A 20,520-nucleotide genomic window follows, 5' to 3' on the forward strand; every position below is an offset into this window, starting at 1 on the left:
TACATGGCGCTCTTTGGATCTTGGGAGATGGGGAGATGGGGAGATTGGGAGATTGGGAGATGGGGAGATGGGGAGATGGGGAGATGGGGAGATGGGGAGATGGGGAGATTGGGAGATGGGGAGATTGGGAGATGGGGAGATTGGGAGATGGGGAGATGGGGAGATTGGGAGATTGAATAATGAACATATACTATATAACCGGATTCTATATTAGACACTGATACGCAGATGCATTTTGACCCCCAGGCCATAGACTTCTTGTTTATAGTGGGCACGGCTTCCACTTCACACCTTGGGCGTTAAATTTGGCCTGATTCAGTTTCTGTATTTAAACGCCAGTATAAATTTAAGAAAGCGATTGCTAATTGGCGAGGCCTCCGTTTCCGGAAGAAACGCTACGCGAACAGAATGTAAGACACACTCAACAGATGCGGTCAGGCAAGACCTGTCAATGCCTGTGGATGAGTAACCGCAGTGGCGACTGCTATAACATTTTTTTTAGATTCTAGATTTTACCATAATATTTGACTAATCATTCCATAATTGCTATCCTAAATATTAGGAGTTAAAATCAAAGGTGATGGGCAGACAGAAAGAGTTCAACAGAGATGAAGTGTTAATGAAGGCAATGCAAACCTTTTGGTGTTATGGCTATGAAGGGACTTCCATACAAACCTTAGTTGATAAGATGGGTATCAACCGAGGCAGTCTTTATGATACTTTTGGCGATAAGCAATCTCTGTTTCACGAGGCGATCGCCTATTACGACTCTAGACTTGTAGCACCGATGATTACTAAACTAGAGGCCCATGATGCTTCTAAACAAACTATTGTAGATATCTTTTATGGTATGATTGATTCTGCAGTAACAGATGAAGATCATAAAGGCTGTTTAATTACAAACACTGCTGTTGAACTTGGTGGCAATAACCCAGACAGTGCTAAACAAATTGCTGCCAAGATCCAACAGATTGAAAATGCACTTACAAAAGCTTTAACTACAGCTCAAGAGAAAGGTGAAATTAGTCAGAAACATAACTGCACTACCGTAGCCAGATTTCTTACTTGTTGCTTACAAGGTTTACGGGTAATTTCTAAAGTTAATCCTGACCGAAAAGCATTACAAGATATAGCTAAAATGGCTCTTTCTGTTTTATAACAGGGAACAGGGAACAGGCAACAGGCAACAGGCAACAGCGGTGCGACCCCGCGACGACGCCAGTCGCAAGGGAATGCGCATCAAGAGAGGCAACAGGGGGAAAACATTTTCCTGTCTGAGGTTAATTATCAGCCTATACTCTAAGCAACTTGTTCGTTGCTATAGATTAATTTACCTACTTTTAATTTTTTGGCGTTGGTGATTTGAGGTATGATATCATGTGCGGGTAAGAGGTCTATAGAACTCCTTTCCGCGTTCCGCGTTAACCTTTGCGCCCTTCATTCCGATAGGATGCATTGTGCGCCAGCAAACAAAAAACTTTCTCCTTCTATTCCTCTTTCTTCTTTCTTCCCTCCTGACTCCTGACTTCCCCTCCTGGGAGGGCTTAGGAGTGATTTGACTCCTCAGTAATTAAGATTAATATCATACCCTAATTTACCAAAGCCAATTTTTTTTGCCTTAATTGGAACAATCATTCTAAAGAATAGGAGAAAATCCCATGGAATTAACCAAAAACTTACAAGAACTCCAAGCTAAAATACAAGCCCAACTACCAGAAGATGCAAAAGCAAAAATGAATAAAGCTGTAGTTGATTTAGCCAACTCCGATATTGTTGATAATAGCTTAAAAGTAGGGAAAAAAGTTCCTAACTTTAGCTTGCCAAATGCAGTAGGTAAAATAGTAGAATTAAATTCATTACTGGTAGAAAGTCCTGTAGTAATTTCCTTTTATCGTGGCGGATGGTGTCCTTATTGCAATATGGAATTAAGAGGTTTACAAAAGTATTTGCCACAAATCACAGAATTAGGAGCAAAATTAATCGCAATTTCTCCAGAAACACCAGACAACTCTCTTTCCACAACAGAGAAAAACGAATTAACTTTTGAAGTCTTAAGCGATCGGGGAAATCAAGTTGCTAAAGAATTTGGTTTAGTATTTCAACTTCCCGAAGAATTACGCCCAATATATCAAAGTTTTGGCATTGACTTACCAGCTTATAACGGTGATCAAAGTTTTGAATTACCAATTCCTGCCACTTATGTAATTGCCTCAGATGGTACAGTTATTCATGCTTTTGTTAACCCAGATTATACACAACGTCTCGACCCAGAAGAGATTATTAATGTGTTAAATTAATTACGAGTCAGGAGTCAGGAGTCAGGAGTCAGAAGTTAGGAGGGACGGGGAATTATAGAGGAGATAGTAGGAAGAATCGTCCCTTGATTTTTCTGCCCAACTCTTGACCAAAATCCTAAATTTTTGAACCATTACCACCTAAAACCTAGCACTTTTTGATACTTAAAAAGGCACTTACTTTTATCTGTAAAGACTTTTAGATTTAATCAGCAAGCCCTATCTAGGTTTTCCTACGGAATGAGCTATTTTGAGCAAATTAAGGTCTTTTCCTTGGTACTACTAGATTTTAAGCCATTTTCGGAGTAAAAAATCTCAAAGTACCGATAAAAAAAGATCATTGGGAATTTATTCGTGCTTTGTTAATAGCAACCCCATTATCAACTGCTGCTGCAATAGGACCTAAAATCGATGCAATTCTGACAGAATTCGCAAAAGCCTTCTCTGCATCCTTTGATGTTACACCAATCACAAAACCCATACCGCAGAAAAAAGAGAAAAAAACTAACAAAGCTTTCCATCGACCAGTGTAAGCATAACCAGTGAACGGAATAACAAGCGACAAAATTATAGCTATCCAAATTTTCTTTCTAGCTAAATTTTTGACAGGTGATATTTTGTCTTTAAAATTCCCTGATAACAATTCTTGCTTCATTTGAGCAAACTCTTGTGAAGTAATATTCCCTTCATCAAGAAGTTGCTGCATCTCTTTCAGTTTCTCAATTTTGTCAGTCATAATTTGCACCAAATATATATGATAGAGCAGTCTAACTATCAATTATATTGTAGTTGCAGCCATTAAGTAGGATGTGTTTTGCTCCACTTCTTCAAAAGATCCCAAATGGGTTCTATAGTAATTATCTTGGTTTAGGTAAAAGTGGGAGCATCTTGCTCCCGTTATTTCCCCAAACTTTCCACTCTCCCCACATTTCCTACACTTCCCACACTACTCCTTATTACTTATACCAAAATTAGCCATCAATAAATACGAACAGGGAACAAGATAAAGAGCAACGAGTGTTGAACCACCAACACCACCTGCGATCGCTACAGCTAGAGGAGGCCAAAAACTACCGCCTCCTAACAATAAAGGCACAAACCCAATCATTGTAGTTAAAGTTGTAGCAATTACATGACGAGTTGAACGTAGGACTACTTTTCGGGTAGCTCGATGGTTCCCTTGAGATGCTTCCGGGTCTTCCAGGATGGCTGCCATAACTACAACTGAGTCGTTAATGGCAATTCCTACTAAACCAAATGTGCCGATCAAACTCATAAACCCAAAGGGATAGCCAAATAGCCATAAACTAAAGAATCCTAATCCTACGGCACAAATAGCAACTAAACCAATTATGGAAGCTGCTCGGAATGAATTTAAGGATAACACTAAAATTGAGGCTGATAACACTAATATAACTGGCAGAGTTGAGAAAAGATTTCCTTGAGCATTGCCTTGCTGTTCTGCCTCTCCAGCAATTTCAGACCAATATCCAGATGGTATTTCAAAGTCTGCATCATTTAACTTTTGCTGCCATTTTGTGAAAATTTCTGAAGGTAAAACCCCAGCAGCGAGAAAACCTTGAATGGAGTTTACTCGTCTACCGTTACGCCTTCTAATGACTGAAAATTGTGGTTCTAATTCTACTTCTGCTAAAGCTGATAGAGGTATTGTGTCTGTTGCATTCTGGCGATTTTGATTGAGACTGGAACCAGTCGGTTGTAAATCTAGGGATTTAATTTGGCTAAAGTCTCCTCTTTGAGCATTTGACACTCGCACCCGCACTGGTAATTCTTCAACACCTTCGAGAACAGAACCTCCCAAATTTCCCTCTAGTAAAGTATCTAACTGTTGCGAAACAGCAGCGCGATCTAGTCCTGCTAAACGAATCTCTTCTTCATCCACTAACAGTTTTAGTTGAGGTCGAACGTCGTTTAAGGTACTGCGGGTATGAGTTACTTTGGGAGTTTGAGCTAATAGCGCTCTTGCTTGTTCTCCTATTTGTTGTAGCTCCTCTAAGTTGGGACCATAAATTCGTAGTTCTACTGGTGCATCAAAAGGAGGCCCCTGTTCCAATAACCGCACCAAAATTTGAGCTTCAGGAAATGCGCGATCGACTTCTGCTTGAATTCTGTTAACTAATTCTGGTTTAGCGATGGTATTTAGCTGCAAAAATCCTTGAGCATAATTTAGATATCGTTCTTTACCTACTTTTAAGTTATAGTAATACTTGGGCGCACTACGGGCTAAAAACCATTGTAATTCATCAATTTCTGGGTGCTGTAAAATTAGTTCTCGGACTTGTAGAGCAGTATTTCTTGTTTTTTCAATTGAGGTGAGAGCAGGCAATTCTAATTCAATTTGTACTTGGTCTCTATCTACTTGAGGAAAGAATTGTTGGGGCAGAGTTCCTAGCTGAACTATACCAGTTATTGGTAAAATTAAACCTAATAATATTCCTAACAAAGGAGAACTATATACACTGCGTAAACTTAGTTGATAAATTTCAGTTAAATAAGAATTTGAAAATCCAGTTTTCCACCATTGCTGTTTAGTCTTTTGCCACGAATTATGATTGGGATTGTGGTATAATTTTGCAGTTATTGCTGAACTAATTGTAATTGATATTAATAGTGAAGAAAGAACAGCTAAAATCACACTAATACCAATACTACCAACAAATTCTCCAGAGGGACCAGGCATAATTGCAATGGGTAAAAATGCCAGAGCTGTAGTTAGAGTTGATGCCATTAAAGGCATAAATAAATGATGAATTGCTTTAGTAATTGCTACTTCCGATTTTAAACCCGAAGCTACACCTTGACTAACTTCATCAACAACAATAATTGCTGTATCAATTAATAGTCCTAAAGCTACAATTATTCCAGTTATTGACATTTGATGTAGAGGTATATCTAACAATCCCATGGAACCTAGCACCATACAAGTTGATAGAGGTAGGGCTAAACCAACAACAATTGCAGATTTCCAACCCATTAAAAAGACTGTAATTGCAAATACCAGAAATCCACTAATAAACAAATTAAAAATAAGACTGTCTAGACGATTTTCAATATAATTACTTTGATTAAAAATAATCTCTAGTTTGAGACCTTTGCCTAGTTGTTTGCGGAATTTATCAATTTCTGCTTCTGCTGTTTTTGCCCAAAGGTCTATTTGATAATCTGATTCTACAAATACCCCTAATGCAGCAGCAGGACGACCATTAATTAATGTTAATTCTCTGGGCGGTTTAATAATAGTTTTCCTCACTTCAGCAATGTCGCCCAGTAGAGCAAATTGTCCTTGTTCGCTAAAGTTAATTGGAATACTCCGAATCCTTTCTAAGGAATCTAAATCTGATTCAATTTCTAATAGTAAATCATTATTTTGACTGCGTAGTAAACCTGCTGAAACCTTAGCATCACTCTGTTGAATTTGTGTTGATAATTGTTCAGGTGTTAGCCCAATACTAGCTAACTGAGACTGGTCAATTTCCACTACAATTTCTTCATTTTGCTTGCCAAAAATATCAACTTTTTCTGTACCCGATAATCCCAACAATTCATCTTTCAACAATTCAGATAAACGATTGATAATTGCATAATTAGGTTCGCTATCTTGTTCCCAAATTAAAGCTGCAATCAAAGCATAAGCCTTAATTTCAACCTCTTCTAATCGTGGCGGACTTGCACCCACAGGTAATTCAGGAGCAGCTCTATTTAATCGCTCTCTAATTCTTAACCAAACCGGATCAGCATCAGCCTTTTCAACAGAATCTAACAATTCAATAGTAATAATTGAACTACCCGCCCTAGAGTCTGATTCATAGCTTTTAATTTCCTCAATTTCAGATAATTCTTCCTCTATTTTTTCTGTAACTAAAGCTTCAACTCGTTCAGCATCAGCTCCAGGCAAAAAAGTTGTTACGACCGCTATACGAGGAACTAATTCAGGGTCTTCAAGTCGTGGCAACGTGAAAAAAGCTGAAATTCCCCAGGTGAGAATTACCAGTATTGCCAGAATTAATAATCTAAAGTTTCGATAAAATAAAGTAGTCATTTTCAGTTATCAGTTATATGTATTATGTGCCCCCTGTGGGAGAGCTACGAATTGCGGATAATTACTTAATAATAAATTTTTTGTTTGTAGTTGGGCTTTAGCCCTAGTATAAATATTGTAAGGGCTAAAGCCCAACTACGAACCTGATGAAATTTGCTGTATCAGTTCTAAACTATCTTGAATCATATTCCCCCTGCAACGTAAATGCTGCCCAATAATAAGGACTTATCCCACCCTCCAACATCTGCAATTGTGCTGCCCGTAATGCCTCCACAGGTGACAACCCCCCCTCCAACATCCCCTGATAAAACTGGGACATTAAATCTGCTGTTCTAGAATCATCAACAACCCACAACGAACCTACTACCCGTTTTGCTCCTGCATACATGAATACCTTTGTCAAACCCACCAAACCTTCTCCTTTAATGTCCTTTCCTTTGGCTGTTTGACACGCACTCAATACTACTAATTCTGCTGGCAAATTCAGGTTTAAAATATCATTCAGTCGGAGGAAACCATTTTGCCAGTTGCCATTTTTATCTACTAACGACATGACAACCCCTGATAATTCTGGTTGCCTACCGTTAGCAAAACCGTGGGTGGCAAAATGCACAATCTGATATTCGCTTAATTCTTCACTGGTTGCTGTTTCTCGGTTGGCTTGGAAATCGAAAGCTTGAGTGCGTTCCGACTCTGGTATTAAAGCCATAATTGCTTCTGCTTCAGTGCGAGTACCCGGTAGTCTATCCCACCTAATACCAACATCTCTGGCTGCTCTATCTAATTTTTGTGCCTCTAGGGGAAAAGCACGACTGCGATTTTCTGATGTAGATATTGTGGTAGTTTTACCTGTAACCCTGGCATCATCAGGGCTAAATACTGGGTCGGCAATAATAGCCACTTTCTTCGGGGCAAGTTTTCGAGATTTTGTATCATTGCGGATATTGGCAATAGTAGTAACTGAAGGGAGATTTACTATTTCGTGGTTGACTATTAAAGGTTGATAACTATCACTTTCTCCATCAGTATTTGGTATTGATAAGACGGAAAAAGGAATTTCTTGTAAGAAGCGATCAGCAACTATTAATAGACGTTTTTTGTTTAATTTATCGGCAACAGGTTTGAGAAGAATTTCTGTTAGCTCATCAGCAGCACTATCAATTTTGGCTATGCCATTGCGTTCTCGTGGACTTGTTATTGTCGCCATTAACTCTATGGCAGCATTTTTAATTTTTGCTTGGGGAGGGAGTTGATAGCTGTTGATGCTGTCTTTGGTGACTGCCCACAAATAGCTACTTTCTTCACCCAAGGAATATTGTAGGAGTAAAGTGTCATTATCTAATACCTGTTGTTGAACTTCTTTGAGAGTAAGGGGTTGAGGTTGAGTGAGGGCTGCATAATTTGGGCTGGTGGTACGAATTTTGACGCGTAACTGGTTGTATTCATCTATGAGTTGGTCTCTTGTTTGTTCGATATTGGCTTTTTGTTCGGGGGTGTATTCTCCGCTGAGGAGTTTGATGCGTTGGGTTTCGATGGCATTGAGTTGTTGTTGCAGCTCTGTTTCTGCCTTTGCTAGTTTGGGATCTATTCCTTGGCGGATATTGACACTAGCTTCGTTGAGGAGTTCGAGGAAGGCACGGGCGCGACTGCGTTCGCTGGCGTGAAAGGCTTTGGCATCGTAACCTTGGTTTGGATTTTGTTTGTAGAGTTGCATGAGTAAGTCGATGTATAATTCATATCTATCCTGGACGGTAGCAAAGTAGAAGGCGCGGAGTTCAACACTAGCAACTTTGGTACGGAGGTCTTCGATTATTTCTAGGGCTTTTTCTATGAAAGTGAGGCTTTCAGTAAGTTTACCTTGATTTCGTTTGAGCCAAGCGATATTATAAAGAGTGCTTGCTTCCCCATCCCGTTCGCCTACTTGTTGAAATAGAGGTAACGCTTGCTCGTAGTAATTGAGTGCTTTTTGTTTTTCTCCTAAGCTATCGTAGACAACGCCAAGACTATTGAGAGTGGTTGCTTGCCCAGCTCTATCGCCTATTTGTTGAAATAGAGGTAACGCTTGCTGGTAGTAATTGAGTGCTTTTTGTTTTTCTCCTAAGCTAGAATAGACACGGCCAATATTATTGAGAGTGATAGCTTCCCCACCTCTATCGCCTACTTGTTGAAATAGAGGTAAAGCTTGCTCGTAGTAATTGAGTGCTTTTTGTTTTTCTCCTAAGCTAGAATAGAGAGTACCAATACTATTGAGAGTGGTGGCTTGCCCACGGCGATCGCCCACTTGCACTATCAGAGGTAAAGCTTGCTCTAAGTAATTGAGTGCTTTTTGTTTTTCTCCTAAGCTAGAGTAGATCCCAGCAAGATTATTGAGAGTGGCTGCTTCCCCACGGCGATCGCCTACTTGCACTATTAGAAGTAAAGCACGCTGGTAGTAATTGATAGCTTTTTGTCTTTCTCCTAAGCGATCGTAGACAAGGCCAATATTATTGAGAGTGATAGCTTCCCCGCGGCGATCGCCTACTTGCCCTATTAGAGGTAAAGCTTGCTGGTAGTAATTGAGAGCTTTTTGTTTTTCTCCTAATTCACGGTAGACCTCACCAATATTACTGAGAGTGATAGCTTCCCCACGGCGATTGCCTACTTGCTGAAATATAGGTAGAGCTTGCTGGTAGTAATTGAGAGCTTTTTGTGTTTCTCCTAAGTTATCGTAGACAAGGCCAATATTATTGAGAGTGATAGCTTCCCCACCTCTATCGCCTGCTTGCCGCCTTATAGGTAAAGCTTGCTCGTAGTAATTGAGTGCTGTTTGTTTTTCTCCTAAGCTATTGTAGATAGAGCCAAGATTATTGAGAGTGTTTGCTTCCCTACTCAAGTTACCTGTTTTTCTAAAAAGTAATAGTGCCTCTTCCAATTTAGCTATAGCTCTCCTCAAAGATTCTGCCGTACCTTGTTTATGAAGTTGTGTTGCTTCATCAAAAACTTTTTCTGCCTCAGCATCAAGGTTAGTTTGAGCAGCAACTTCTCCCTTATTCAAAATACTTGGCAACATTAATACAGAAAAACTGACATTAAATAACATCAGACTATTAACACTGAGAATAGATAACCATCGCATCGGAGAAACCATAGATATTACCCCTTTCTAAGCAATTAGAAAATTTCATATTAATATACTTCCTGTTTGAAGAAAGATATGCAGTATCCAGTAGGTTGGGTTAAGCGGCAGCGCAACCCAACAATTACAAATCTTTGTGTTGGTGCATTATAATAGTCGTGAATTATCCAACAATATTTGTTACCACAACAGTGGGAGCAAGATGCTCCCACTGTTGCTGATTCTGGGTATGATGCAAGCCCCCCTAGCCCCCCAAAATTGGGGGGAATAAAACTCTAAAAGTCCCCCAAAATTGGGGGATGCGCGGGGGCTTTACCAGAACCAAACAATCGCACATTCATACTTCAATTCAGCAACGCCCTTCCTCCATACTAGGTATTCTTTTTTGCTGTATACCATTACTGGACTTACCCAATTATTTGTTGGGTTTCCTTTTGTCAACCCAACCTACAAAGTGACCAAAACTTCATCTAACTTCTGACTTCTGTACGGGTGATTCGCGAATCACCCCTACTTCTGACTTCACAAACTGCCCAGGTGTTAGTTGATTAGTTCCATTAGTCACAATCAAATCTCCCGGTTGCAATACCCCTCGCACCAGACTCCGGTCTCCCTCCGTATGCAACACCTCAACCATTCGTTTTTCAGTCTGATAAGTTCCCGCAGGTAAATCCAAATCTGACTGCGAAGGCGGTACAAGAGCATAACTTGCCAATAACCCCCGCTCTCCCCAAACTAAAGCAGAAGTAGGCAACCAATATCCTTCCATCCCATAAGTCTGATTTAATCCCAGACGAACAACAGTACCAGGAGCAATACTTTGAGGTAGTGCCAAAATCACACTTTGAGTCCGAGTCATAGAATCTACTTCTGGTAATATCGACAACACTCTGGCACTATAAATTCTCTCTCCCACCCTAACCTCCTGCTGACTGCCAACTCTCAGACTGGAAGCATTCGCAGGCGGCACCCCAACTCTAACTTTCCTTTCACCACCTTCAACCAAACGCACAACACCCTGACCACCCGGTATCCCCAACCTCCCCCTCTCTTTTTAAATAGATTAAATAGCTCTCAAATGGCTTCTATATAGTAATAATCTTCCACTGAAAGTTAAGATTGATTCACTATATCTGTACGAACATAGTGAAGAAATTTTGAATCCGTTGTGTTTATAGATTGATAACCGTATTTTTCTAGAGCTTCCTGCATTTCAGGTTGTTTTAGAGTTCCGGTAAAACGAATCCACACTATTTGTTCTGGCTGATAACGCTCAATAATATCAATAAAAAATTCATCTTCGAGTTTTTCAGTTCGTACACGTTTGTTAGAGAGAACAGCTACTTCTGGGGGAATAGGTATCTGACTATAAACTGCATACATGGCATCATCGGTTAAAATATATTTATTATTCTTACTAAACTTCTGCACAGATTCAAACAACTCCTGTTTAGGTGAAACAGTTGTACTGGATCGCAAATCAGCTACTGTTGGCATCGTTTCAAAAGAGTATCGCCAAAATGCTTGCCCAATAGGGAATAGCCAGACAATCATTAGTATTAAAAGTAATAACTTTGACTTATTTGTATGGGATAAGTTTTTATTTCGCAACTGACTCAAAAAGTGCCAAAAAGGTAAACAGCTAATCCATACTAAAGGAAAAATAATTAGAGGATAATAAATCCACCAAACTGGTCTTTGTACAGAGAACTGCAAAAGCATTAGTCCTGATAGAACTAAGGGAATTAAAACACGCCATATTTGATTTCTCAAACGAATAACTGATAATAATATACTGCTCAAACAAACTAACAAAAGTACTAGATCTGTCTGACTAGCTCTTTTAAATAACTTGAAAAGTGTTTCACTTCCGTAAAGGGGACGAGCATTTTTATGAAACTCTACTAAGAGATAGTAAGGAAATGGCCAATAAGTAAGCATTAATAAGAAAAATCCAATTAAGATTACTCCTAGCCATAGCCAAGGGAACTTAAAGTTAGGGTTATTAGGTTCAAGATGTTTAGCTATAATTTTTGAACAGCCAAATAAAACAACAATCAGTAGTGCTGTGAAAAACTTGATTGTCATTGCATAAGCAAAAATAATTCCACTTAAAACCATTAACCAAGAACTTTTTCCTTTTCCCTTCAGTCCATAAAGGAAAAGTAGTATTCCCACTATACCCAGAGCTAATGATGGCATATCGATGGTAATAACAGTAATTGCTGGTAGAAAGCGTACTGTCGAGCTAAACAATAAAACCCCAAAAATTGCGGTTGGTCGGTCAAAAAAAAGTTTGAGAATCCAGTAAAAAGCTACAATTCCTGCTGCTGCCAGTAGTAAAGCTAGTATCTTAGCAGCTAAAAGAGACCTTCCAAACAAAGCAGTCCAGATATATAGTAACCATGTCCACCCTGGAGGGTGATCGCTCCAAACTTCACGGTAAAGAGTAAAACCTTGTAAGACATGAAAAAGACGACTGAATTCAATTGCTTCATCTGTATTATAAAACCACTTGTATTCAAAAGGTGTTAATAAAATACCCATCAAGATAACAAGAAGCACAATTAATACACTGATGATAAAATCTTTATTAACAAATTTTCTCATCCTCATTGAGGTTGTATTCATGAATTTTTCGGGTAAACATTAGATACTAATCTATAGTATTATAAAAACTTGCAGATGTTGTAATAGGATTTTTTACTCAATTACATGGAAATACCATGTGTTTTTATTGCAGATAGCGAACCAACTGACCAGGAGCTAATTGATTAGTTCCATTAGTCACAACCAAATCTCCCGGTTGCAATACTCCCCGCACCAAACTCCGGTCTCCCTCTGTATGTAACACCTCAACCATTCGTTTTTCAGTCTGATAAGTTCCCGCAGGTAAATCCAAATCTGACTGCGAAGGCGGTACCAGAGCATAACTTGCCAACAACCCCCGCTCTCCCCAAACTAAAGCAGAAGTAGGCAACCAATATCCTTCCATCTCATAAGTCTGATTTAATCCCAGACGAACAACAGTACCAGGTGCAATACTTTGAGGTAGTGCCAAAATCACACTTTGGGTACGAGTCATAGAATCTACTTCTGGTAATATCGACAACACTCTTGCATTATAAATTCTGTCTCCCACCCGAACTTCCTGCTGAGTGCCAACTCTCAGACTGGAAGTATTCGCAGGCGGCACCCCAACCCGAACTTTCCTTTCACCACCCTCAACCAAACGCACAACACCCTGACCAGCATTAACCACAACTCCCTCATCTAAATGGCGGACTGAAACAGTACCGGAAAAAGGTGCAAATAGAGTACTCTTTCTCAGAACAACATCAATTTCAGAAATTTGTGCCTCGAAACGTCTAATTTCTGCTTGTTGAGCTTCTATTTGTTCGCGACGAGTTCCAGCAATAAGTTCGTCTAACTGACTTTGCACCTGACCTACCCTAGCTCGTTGAGCTTCTATTTGTTCACTGCGAGTTCCAGCAATAAGTTCGTCTAACTGACTTTGCACCTGACCTACCCTAGCTCGTTGAGCTTCTATCTGTTCCCTACGAGTTCCAGCAATAAGTTCGTCTAACTGACTTTGCGCTTGACCTACCCGCGCTTGTTGAGCTTCTACTTGTTCCCTACGAGTTCCTGTTTCCAGTTTCTCTAGTTCGCTCTTTGCTTGCTCCAGTCTTGCTTGTAAAGTATCTGCTTGGGTTGAAGCTTCGTCAAACTGCTCTTGAGAAATTGCTCCTTCGGTATAAAGTTCTTCACGTCGTTTCTCCTGAAGGCGAGCGAGATTTAGTTGTTCTTCTAAGTCCAAAACTCCCGAACGAGCAACTTCAATATCTTCAGTACGCGGTCCGGTTTGCAACTCCTGCAATTTGGCTTGTTCTTGGAGTAGGGATGCACGAGTCGCTGCTATTACTTCTGGTCTCGGTCCAGTTTGCAACTCCTGTAATTTGGCTTGTTCTTGGAGTAGGGATGCGCGAGTCGCTGCTATTACTTCTGGTCTCGGTCCAGTTTGCAACTCCCGTAATTTTGCTTGTTCTTGGGCCAGGGATGCACGGGTGGCTGCAATTACTTCTGGCCTTGCTCCGTTTTCTAGTTCTTTGAGAGTGGCGATCGCTCTATCTTTCTGTGCTATTAATACTGCTTTTTGAGCTTTTGTTTGGCTAGTGTCCAGTTGAGCGATCGCTGTTCCTTTAGTTACTTCTTCTCCTTCTTCTATATATATAGATGTGAGTAAACCAGATTGTTCAAAACCTAATTCGCTGGTTCTTTTCGCTTCTACAATTCCTGTGTAATTTTGGGAAACGGAATAGGAATTTACTAATTTAATTGGGATAGCTTGAACGGATAGGATATTAGGAAGAGTGGTTTCTAAGTTTGGTTTGGCAGAAATATTCCGCTCCTGAATAAATTTTAGACCGCCAAAAGCTATTCCTAAAGTCACCAATACGAGGCCAACGCGAAGAAATTTTCTATCCTTGACTTTAGGTTTGAAATTAGTGACTTCTGACTGAATTGGTAAAGTTTCCATCTTTTCAGTTAAGATTTCCACTTTGCCATTAATTTCATGGGGTTTAGAGTCTAGCAAATTATTCTCTTTCATTGCTTTAAAATTTAGCTTAAGTAGAGATTATAAAATTTTTGTTAAGTTAGATTAAAATGGGGATTTAAAACAATCGTTTGATTTATTTTTATTAAAACATACGTTTGAAATAATTGCAAAGGGAAGGAAGAAGGCAGAAGGCAGAAGGCAAAGGGCAGAAGGCAGAAGGGAAAGAAAGGTTCAAAATGGGAATTGCTATATAATATCAAGTCTCATTAATGAGCTGTAATTATCTTTAGTCATCTAAAGATGACTTCTGTTGTGAGCCAAGAAATTTATTTCCTGGCGGATGACTTGGCACGGGAGCAAGATGTTCCCACTGCCGTACCTTATAACAAAAATATAGCAATGAGCGCTGGTATATTTACAAATTGCAGGAGAGGCCAAATAGCTAAAAGTCTTATATTATCGCTAATTTATTCCCCCTGTTGCCTGTTGCCTGTTGCCTGTTGCCTGTTGCCTGTTGCCTGCGCACAGCGCTATAATGCAATGCACCAGCTTTTTTTTATGTCAATCAAGGCGCGGATCGACTTGTCGCAACTAAATCAAGCCTAAGCTTTATCTCCAAGAAACCCATCCAATTTGAGGTAGTGTGATACGATTAAAACCTAAAAATACATGATATTAATGATAAAATCTGACATCAAAATAGACTACTGTTAGGGAGAAATGTTTTGCAAATATTGAAAATTCATGGTATTTATAAAAAAAATCATAATCGTAAAATATGTATCCTTATTAGCTTGATTTTAATCAATTTGTCATGTTTAAGCACTCGTCGTAGTCTGGCCACAGAAGAAAAGCAAGAGCTGATGGGAGAAATTCAAAAGTATGCTGAAGAATTTAGTAATTCTAAATCTAATGACCCCATTACTCAACAAATACCTGTTTACCAACTAGATGATATTTTACCCTCCGACTGGGCCTATGAAGCATTAATAAGTTTACGCGATCGCTATGACTGTCTCTCCGGTTATCCTGACAATACTTACCGAGGCAACCGCCCCATCACCAGATATGAATTTGCAGCAGCTGTAAACGCTTGTTGGCAAACCATTGAAAGTTTCCTGGCAGAAAACCAAGCAGAATTAATTCAACAAGACGACCTGATAGTTATCGAAAGACTTATACAAGATTTTCAGGTGGAAATAGCTAATCTTAAAGCACGCACTGAGGGTTTAGAAAATCGAGTGGATGCTTTAGAAGCACAACAGTTTTCCACTACTACCAAATTAAATGGTCAGACAATTTTTGCCGTGAATGCTGGTGGGTTTGATGGCGATCGACTCATTGACCCCAATGGAATAGAGCTTGCAGACGAAAACCCTCAAGCGACCTTTCTCTATCGAGTAGCTTTGGATTTTGATACCAGTTTCCGAGGTACAGACTTATTAAAACTACGGGTTGATACAGGAAGTAATGGCTTTATTGATAACGCTACAGCTATACTCGAACCCAACTTTGGCAGTATTCTAGATTTCTCCAAACGCCCCCCACGAAATGACGATGTTGGTATTGGGAGAGTATTCTACAGTTTTCAGGTCGTGGAAAATTTGTCTCTATCTATCGGACCGTTAATTGAAGCGTTGGATTATATAGATAATAATAGTTACGCTGATTTAAGTTTTCGCGACTTCTCCACAGAAAACCTAGTTTATAACTACGTTGCATTTCCTGTTAATGGCATTGGTGGTGGAGCAATATTAGAATGGAATCCTGGTGGCAGTGCTTTTAATCTTCGTGCTTTATACATTGCCCCAGACTCAGCTAACCCTTCCCAAAACGGTCAAGGTCCGTTGCCAGTTTCTGTGTTTACATCACTACTCTATTCTGATGGCAGGGGTTCGCGGGGTCTATTTGGTTTTCATCAAGGAATGGTGGAGTTTGAATATAATCCTTCCTCTAGATTTAGTCTACGTTTGCTTTACAGTGGAGGAAAAGTTTTTGCTCGCAATTTTGATGCGGTGGGAGTGAATTTTGAGTGGGGTTTTTCTGCCAAGTTTGCTGTTTTTGGTCGCTATGGTTATAGCAGCTATGACGATACAGATTTTGGGGATATTAATCCTAATTATTGGATGGCAGGTCTTTCTGGATTAGATGTTTTGCAAGAAGGCGATCGCTTGGGAGTAGCAGTTGGACAGCCTTTTGTTGTGGATGAAATTGGTAATTCAACTCAGACAAATTTGGAAGTTTTTTATAATTATGCAGTGAACGATAATATTCAGATTTCTCCTGTTTTGCAAGTTGTTTTTGATCCTAGTAATCAAAAAAGTAATGGTACGATTTTTACTGGTACGTTACGCACTGTTTTTTATTTTTGAAGAAAGTTTTAGGTAGTAGGTTTTAGGTGGAGAGTTAGGACAGATCAAAAGCTTAAAACTCAGACAAACCAATATTTTTCCTGATTCCTTCTTCCCTCTTCCTTCTTCCTTCTGGTAGCGGTGAATGATAATATTCAGATTTCTCCTGTTTTACAAGTTGTTTTTGATCCTAGTAATCAAAAAAGTAATGGTACGATTTTTACTGGTACGTTACGCACTGTTTTTTATTTTTGAAGAAAGTTTTAGGTAGTAGGTTTTAGGTGGAGAGTTAGGAAAGATCAAAAGCTTAAAACTCAGACAAACCAATATTTTTCCTGATTCCTTCTTCCCTCTTCCTTCTTCCTTCTGGTAGCAGTGAACGATAATATTCAGATTTCTCCTGTTTTACAAGTTGTTTTTGATTCTAGTAATCAAAAAAGTAATGGTACGATTTTTACTGGTACGTTACGCACTGTTTTTTATTTTTGAAGAAAGTTTTAGGTAGTAGGTTTTAGGTGGAGAGTTAGGAAAGATCAAAAGCTTAAAACTCAGACAAACCAATATTTTTCCTGATTCCTTCTTCCCTCTTCCTTCTTCCTTCTGGTAGCAGTGAACGATAATATTCAGATTTCTCTTGTTTTGCAAGTTGTTTTTGACCCTAGTAATCAAAAAAGTAATGGTACGATTTTTACTGGTACATTACGGACTGTTTTTTTCAGATTTCTCCTGTTTTGCAAGTTGTTTTTGACCCTAGTAATCAAAAAAGTAATGGTACGATTTTTACTGGTACGTTACGCACTGTTTTTTATTTTTGAAAAAGGTGGTAGGTGGTAGGTGGAGAGTTAGGACAGATCAAAAGCTTAAAACTCCGACAAAGCAATATTTTTCCTGATTCCCTCTTCTACCAAGCGTGAAAAAAGAATGTTACAAATAGTAAGGAGTATTAAAATAATTTATAGGAAATATCTATTGGACGAAAAATATAAATTACTATGTAAAAAATGGTATAAAACCTATTTCTTCTGTCTCCTGACTCCTGTCTCCTGACTCCTAAGCAGTAACCTAAATATTTGTAGCAAAGGTTTATCAAACTGGTATTCCTTCTTCCTTCTGCTATATAGTATTATTTTCCCAGTTACTACCAGATAAAAAATATGAATGGTGATGAATTAATCCAACGTTACCAAGCTGGAGAAAGAGATTTTTCTGGTGTGGTATTAGAACATCTGGCATTAAGCAATATTTCTCTAGAAGAAATTAACCTCAGTTCTGTCAACCTCGAAAGCTCAGAATTGCAAAATGTCAATTTACATAATGCGAATTTAAGTCATGTTGACTTAGAAGGAATATCTTGGCAAAATATAGATTTAACCAATGCAGATTTAACAGATACATCTTATGACCATAGCACCATAGAAAATTCTAATTTAACTAATGCTAATTTAACTCAAATGTGGGGTTTTCAATCAACTTTTATGCGCTGTAATTTGAGTGGTGCAAATATTAGTCATGCTCAATTAAGTCAAGTTGGTTTTGATGATTGATTGTAACTTGAACAATGCTAATTTCAGTCACACGACTTTTGATGGTATTTATATTCTGGGTTCAAATCTGAGTAATGCCGATCTTAGTCATGCTCAAATTAAAGCTATTTCTGGTTGGAGTGAAGCTAACTATTCTAATGTTAATTTTCAGAATGCTTGGTACTTAGATCCACAAGATATACCATCAGATATTGACCCTGATGAAGCAGGATTAATGTTTATTGGTGATGGGAGCGATCTGAGTGGCAAAGATTTAAGCAATGTAGATTTATCCGAACAAGAAATAAATTCTGCTAATTTTAGTAATGCTAATTTAAGTGGGGCAAATTTGAGTGATACAGACTTGAGCGATACAGATTTTACTAATGCCAATTTAGAAAATGCTGAGTTAAGTTATTCAAATTTAACTAATGCTAATTTTACTAATGCTAACCTTAATAATGCCAACTTAAACAACGTAATTTTTGATAATACAATTATGCCAGACGGCAATATTCGGAACTTTGGCAGTGATGAAAAAGAATGAAGACTCTAGAATCATCTCTGACAGAGTTTCCCGTTACCCGTGAGGTACAAAATTTTAGCTTTGAGGGAACACCGGATCTGGGATCTGGGAACAGAAAAGAATAAAAACAACTGTACCTCATAGCTTCGGAAACTGCTGTAATACCAAATTGATAAATTTTGGCTACAAATAGATAGGTAATTTCTTAGGAGTCAGGAGTCAGGAGTCAGGAGTCAGAATTAATAGCTTTTTTCTTATTTATTAACTCATAAATCATCTTTTTACTCAAAGGGACATTTAGGGACATTTTCTGTAAAATATTTTTATCATTCTTACTACTTGTAACATTCTTTTTTCAAAATGGTCTAATAGTTAATAGACATCTCCAATAATCAAAAATAAAATCAATTATTTCTCCCTACTCCCTACTTTTTCAATTAATGGATAATTGATAATTACCTCTCTCTAAAAGGAAGAGAATTGAATAAAAGGAAAATTAATTCATTGTTTCTCCTTTAAAGGAGAGGCTTTAAACCTTAATTGTTCGGTAAAGTGAAGATAATTAAAGCAATATTCTTCCTTCTTCCCTCTTCCTCTTTCCTTCTTCCTTCTGCTATATGATATTATTTTCTCAGTTATTACCGGAGAAAAAAAATATGAATAGCGATGAATTAATCCAACGTTATCAAGCTGGAGAAAGAGATTTTTCTGGTGTGGAATTCAGATATCTGGAATTAAGCAATATTTCTCTAGAAGAAATTAATCTTAGTTCTGCCAACCTCAGTGGAGCAACATTGCAAAATGTCAATTTAGATAATGCTAATTTAAGTAATGCTCAGTTAATTAGTACAGAAATAGAAAATACTACTTTCAGAAATGCTAATCTCAGTCACGTTAACTTAGAAGGAATATCTTGGCAAAATCTAGATTTAACCAATGCAGATTTAACAGATACAAGTTATGACCATAGCACTATAGACAATTCCAATTTTACTAATGCTAATTTAACTCAAATGGGGGGATTTCAATCAACTTTTTATAATTGTAATTTGAGTGGTGCAAATATTAGTCATGCAAATTTAAGCGAAGTTCATTTTGATGATTGTAACTTAAACAATGCGAATCTCAGTCACACTACTTTTTATGATGTTTATATTCAGGGTTCAAATCTGAGTAATGCTGACTTCAGTCATGCTCAAATTAAAGCTATGTCTGGTTGGAGCTACGCAAACTATACTAATGTTAATTTTCAGAATGCTTGGTACTTAGATCCACAGGATATACCATCAGAAATTGACCCTGATGAAGCAGGATTAATATTTATTGGTTATGGCAGTGACCTGAGTGGCAAAGATTTAAGTAATGTAGATTTATCCGAACAAGAAATAAATTCTGCTAATTTTAGTAATGCTAATTTAAGTGGTGCAAATTTGAGTGACACAGACTTGAGCAATACAGATTTTAGTAATGCCAATTTAGAGAATGCTGACTTAAATGGAGCAGATTTGACTAATGCTAATTTGACTAATGCCAATTTAGAAAATACTGACTTAGATGGAGTAATTTTTGATCATACAGTTATGCCTGATGGCAGTATCATAAGTGATGAAGAAGAATAATTAAATATAGAAATTTTATACTCTTTGGAGGAGTCAGGAGTCAGGAGTCAGGAGTTAGGAGTCAGGAGGTAAGAAAGAAGAGGAGGAAAAGGAGAAAGTCTTTTTTATCACTGATGATATAAGTGAGGTATACCGACAGAATAATATTCACTAGACATCGCCGAAAAAGAATCTGATATCAAATCCGGTTGAATACTTATTATATACTGGGGAGTGGGGGAGTAGGGAGTAGGGAGTGGGGGAGTAGGGGAGATTAAATATTGAAGTATAAACAGATATTATATAACCAGATTCTATGTGCAATTAACCGGATTTGATATGGAACCTTTACCTTGTCTATAGCATGGGAAATAGTTGGTTAGGAAATAGACTGATGATCGACTTTAGAAAAGAAAATTTTTTTCCCACTGTTGTTTTTTGGTGCTATTACCTGCTATAGGTAAAAATCTAATTTCTGGAGATGTCTATTGGTTT

Annotated in this window: 13 protein-coding genes; 7 read left to right on the top strand and 6 right to left on the bottom strand. The window is 38.3% G+C overall.

Annotated features, from left to right (window positions below; translation table 11 throughout):
* Nucleotides 1–13 precede the first annotated feature (13 nt).
* From F6K23_RS00005 to F6K23_RS00015, 3 genes are all read left to right on the top strand, one after another.
* Nucleotides 14–214: a hypothetical protein gene (locus tag F6K23_RS00005; RefSeq protein ID WP_293149312.1), complete on the top strand. Its 201-nt coding sequence runs from the start codon at nucleotides 14–16 to the stop codon at nucleotides 212–214.
* 366 nt (nucleotides 215–580) lie between these two features.
* Nucleotides 581–1,159, top strand: coding sequence for a TetR/AcrR family transcriptional regulator (locus F6K23_RS00010; protein ID WP_293149776.1), 579 nt, complete (start codon nucleotides 581–583; stop codon nucleotides 1,157–1,159).
* 499 nt (nucleotides 1,160–1,658) lie between these two features.
* Complete coding sequence (locus F6K23_RS00015) at nucleotides 1,659–2,297, top strand: peroxiredoxin-like family protein (protein ID WP_293149314.1); 639 nt, start codon at nucleotides 1,659–1,661, stop codon at nucleotides 2,295–2,297.
* Nucleotides 2,298–2,631: 334 nt separating this feature from the next.
* On the opposite strand, the gene F6K23_RS00020 is transcribed toward F6K23_RS00015, so the two are convergent.
* The 6 genes from F6K23_RS00020 to F6K23_RS00045 all read right to left on the bottom strand — a co-directional run bounded on the left by F6K23_RS00020 (nucleotide 2,632) and on the right by F6K23_RS00045 (nucleotide 14,063).
* Nucleotides 2,632–3,030 (bottom strand): SHOCT domain-containing protein, encoded by a 399-nt coding sequence (locus F6K23_RS00020; RefSeq protein ID WP_293149316.1) that lies wholly within the window; start codon nucleotides 3,028–3,030, stop codon nucleotides 2,632–2,634.
* A 210-nt stretch (nucleotides 3,031–3,240) separates the two neighbouring features.
* Nucleotides 3,241–6,354: an efflux RND transporter permease subunit gene (locus tag F6K23_RS00025; RefSeq protein WP_293149318.1), complete on the bottom strand. Its 3,114-nt coding sequence runs from the start codon at nucleotides 6,352–6,354 to the stop codon at nucleotides 3,241–3,243.
* Nucleotides 6,355–6,526: 172 nt separating this feature from the next.
* Nucleotides 6,527–9,481 (bottom strand): tetratricopeptide repeat protein, encoded by a 2,955-nt coding sequence (locus F6K23_RS00030; RefSeq protein WP_293149320.1) that lies wholly within the window; start codon nucleotides 9,479–9,481, stop codon nucleotides 6,527–6,529.
* A 454-nt stretch (nucleotides 9,482–9,935) separates the two neighbouring features.
* Nucleotides 9,936–10,508: a hypothetical protein gene (locus F6K23_RS00035; RefSeq protein WP_293149322.1), complete on the bottom strand. Its 573-nt coding sequence runs from the start codon at nucleotides 10,506–10,508 to the stop codon at nucleotides 9,936–9,938.
* Between the two features lie 74 nt (nucleotides 10,509–10,582).
* Nucleotides 10,583–12,100: a glycosyltransferase family 39 protein gene (locus tag F6K23_RS00040; RefSeq protein WP_293149324.1), complete on the bottom strand. Its 1,518-nt coding sequence runs from the start codon at nucleotides 12,098–12,100 to the stop codon at nucleotides 10,583–10,585.
* Between the two features lie 103 nt (nucleotides 12,101–12,203).
* Nucleotides 12,204–14,063: an efflux RND transporter periplasmic adaptor subunit gene (locus F6K23_RS00045; protein WP_293149326.1), complete on the bottom strand. Its 1,860-nt coding sequence runs from the start codon at nucleotides 14,061–14,063 to the stop codon at nucleotides 12,204–12,206.
* Between the two features lie 689 nt (nucleotides 14,064–14,752).
* Between F6K23_RS00045 and F6K23_RS00050 the strand changes: the two genes are divergently transcribed.
* The 4 genes from F6K23_RS00050 to F6K23_RS00065 all read left to right on the top strand — a co-directional run bounded on the left by F6K23_RS00050 (nucleotide 14,753) and on the right by F6K23_RS00065 (nucleotide 20,046).
* Nucleotides 14,753–16,399: an iron uptake porin gene (locus tag F6K23_RS00050; RefSeq protein WP_293149328.1), complete on the top strand. Its 1,647-nt coding sequence runs from the start codon at nucleotides 14,753–14,755 to the stop codon at nucleotides 16,397–16,399.
* Between the two features lie 1,133 nt (nucleotides 16,400–17,532).
* On the top strand, nucleotides 17,533–17,922 hold the full coding sequence (locus tag F6K23_RS00055) for a pentapeptide repeat-containing protein (RefSeq protein ID WP_293149330.1): 390 nt from the start codon (nucleotides 17,533–17,535) through the stop codon (nucleotides 17,920–17,922).
* Nucleotides 17,915–18,448: a pentapeptide repeat-containing protein gene (locus F6K23_RS00060; RefSeq protein WP_293149332.1), complete on the top strand. Its 534-nt coding sequence runs from the start codon at nucleotides 17,915–17,917 to the stop codon at nucleotides 18,446–18,448. The genes F6K23_RS00055 and F6K23_RS00060 overlap by 8 nt, the downstream gene beginning before the upstream one ends.
* Before the next feature lie 635 nt (nucleotides 18,449–19,083).
* A complete protein-coding gene (locus tag F6K23_RS00065) occupies nucleotides 19,084–20,046 on the top strand; it encodes a pentapeptide repeat-containing protein (RefSeq protein ID WP_293149334.1) in 963 nt (320 codons plus the stop codon).
* The last annotated feature ends 474 nt before the right edge of the window (nucleotides 20,047–20,520 follow it).

It is taken from the genome of Okeania sp. SIO2C9 (assembly GCF_010672455.1).
GTDB lineage: Bacteria > Cyanobacteriota > Cyanobacteriia > Cyanobacteriales > Microcoleaceae > Okeania.

Coding starts and splice junctions, on each gene's coding strand:
- F6K23_RS00010 (WP_293149776.1), top strand. CDS start 581: ATGGGCAGACAGAAAGAGTTCAACAGAGATGAAGTGTTAATGAAGGCA.
- F6K23_RS00015 (WP_293149314.1), top strand. CDS start 1,659: ATGGAATTAACCAAAAACTTACAAGAACTCCAAGCTAAAATACAAGCC.
- F6K23_RS00020 (WP_293149316.1), bottom strand. CDS start 3,030: ATGACTGACAAAATTGAGAAACTGAAAGAGATGCAGCAACTTCTTGAT.
- F6K23_RS00025 (WP_293149318.1), bottom strand. CDS start 6,354: ATGACTACTTTATTTTATCGAAACTTTAGATTATTAATTCTGGCAATA.
- F6K23_RS00030 (WP_293149320.1), bottom strand. CDS start 9,481: ATGGTTTCTCCGATGCGATGGTTATCTATTCTCAGTGTTAATAGTCTG.
- F6K23_RS00040 (WP_293149324.1), bottom strand. CDS start 12,100: ATGAATACAACCTCAATGAGGATGAGAAAATTTGTTAATAAAGATTTT.
- F6K23_RS00055 (WP_293149330.1), top strand. CDS start 17,533: ATGAATGGTGATGAATTAATCCAACGTTACCAAGCTGGAGAAAGAGAT.
- F6K23_RS00060 (WP_293149332.1), top strand. CDS start 17,915: ATGATTGATTGTAACTTGAACAATGCTAATTTCAGTCACACGACTTTT.
- F6K23_RS00065 (WP_293149334.1), top strand. CDS start 19,084: ATGAATAGCGATGAATTAATCCAACGTTATCAAGCTGGAGAAAGAGAT.